General features: G+C 44.6%; 2 protein-coding genes. Both read left to right on the top strand.

Features of this window, described 5'->3' with window-relative positions; genetic code table 11:
• The first annotated feature begins 16 nt into the window (after positions 1 to 16).
• Positions 17 to 1,474, top strand: a complete 1,458-nt coding sequence (locus I3255_RS14100; RefSeq protein ID WP_269117338.1) for a terminase gpA endonuclease subunit — start codon at positions 17 to 19, stop codon at positions 1,472 to 1,474.
• Positions 1,471 to 1,680 (top strand): hypothetical protein, encoded by a 210-nt coding sequence (locus I3255_RS14105; protein WP_036763812.1) that lies wholly within the window; start codon positions 1,471 to 1,473, stop codon positions 1,678 to 1,680. Before I3255_RS14100 ends, I3255_RS14105 begins: the two co-directional genes overlap by 4 nt.
• Positions 1,681 to 1,715 lie beyond the last annotated feature (35 nt).

The raw sequence follows: 1,715 nt of genomic DNA on the forward strand, positions 1-1,715 counted from the left end.
ATCATCGGGTATGGTCATGGCAGAATCTTCTCCCGGTCGTGTGGTGCGGAATCCCAAGCGTGAAGAAGAGTTAGCACCTCATGAAGCTCAGCCTTGTGGTGGCATTATGGAGTTGTATAACCAAGGTGATCGCCGCCGCTTTTATTGGCTATGTATGGATTGTTGTGCTTATTTCCAACCCTCTTTCGAAACGCTTAAGTGGGAAGAAAATTCCGATCCATTAATAGCTTCAAAACAGACATGGATGGAATGTCCCCGTTGTGGCCATCGTCATTTTGAATCACAGAAACAACAAATGAATATGGAGGGGCGTTGGTTTCGTGAGGGAGAAATAGATTGTTATGGTTACGTTGTCACAGAAACTACAGCGATAAGAACCAGCAAATGGGCAACGTTCTGGTTTGAAGGGGTCATAGCTGCATACGCCAGTTGGGAAAACTTAGTATATCGCTATCTCAATGCTCAAGTTATTTATCAAGATAGTGGGGATGAAGAGTCTCTAAAAGCCTTTATGAATGTTCGTATGGGACGACCTTATATCATGCAGTCTCGTGGTCAAGAGATAGGGGCTCATCAATTGATGGCACGAGCGGCAGATTATGAACGGTCAATTATCCCATTCGGAGGTCGTTTCTTGATAATGACCATTGATGTTCAAGGTGGAAAGCAAAACCCTCGTTTTGTGGTGCAAGCTCAAGTCTTTGGTGAAGGATTGCAACGTTGGGTTATTGATCGCTTTGAGATACTGACTAACCCCAATCGTAACAATGATCGCATCAATCCGATGATTTACGCCGAAGATTGGGACCTTCTTATCGATGAGGTTATTAAGAAAACCTATCCCTTAGCCGATGGCTCTGGCCGAATGATGAAGCCAGTATTAACGCTTTGTGATTCTGGTGGTTCGGGTGAAAAGAAAAAAGGACGACAGAAAACCTCGTCAGTTACCGATCATGCCTATCAGTTTTATAACCGATTAAAAAGTTTGGGCTTGTCGCATTTATTCCGTTTGGTTAAAGGCGCAAGTCGAGACATTGAAGATTTGGTAAAAGAAACCTATCCCGATAAACGAAGTAAGTTAGCTAACGGTGAAATCCCGTTGTTGCAGTTGCACACCAACCGATTAAAAAATCGAGTGGCGGCCAGCTTTTCTCGTTTGGAATTTGGTGCTCGTTTCTTCCATCTACCCGGTTGGGCCGAGCGGGTTTGGTTTGATGAGCTGACAGTCGAGTTTATTGATGAGTATGGTCATTGGCAAAAACCAGATGGCGCTCGTAATGAATCGTTTGACTTGTGCGCTTATGCCGAAGCTGGGATGTATTACAAAGGCGGTGACGATATTAATTGGAATAACCCGCCAATATGGGCTGAGGAATGGCAACTCAATAGCAATGTGGTAGATGCTGACCAGTCGCCAAAGTTTGAACGTCAAGTTCGTCGTCGATATAACCACTCTAGAGGAATATTTGGATGATAAACCATCGTGAACGTTTGCAGTGGTATCTTGATGCCGAACGTAAGATTTTAATGCAACAGGCCGTTGAAACGGCAGAAGGTGAAAAGCTGACATTCGCCAGTTTAGCCACCGTTCGCAGAGAGATTGAACGGCTGCAAGCATTAATAAGCCGTGGGCAGTTGGGTGGACGCCGTAGCATGATACGGAGAAATCGCCTTGAGTAGATTGAATTTTGCCGACCGCATTATTTGTTATTTGA

The sequence above is a fragment of the Psychrobacter sp. Ps6 genome (assembly GCF_022129235.1).
Lineage (GTDB): Bacteria > Pseudomonadota > Gammaproteobacteria > Pseudomonadales > Moraxellaceae > Psychrobacter.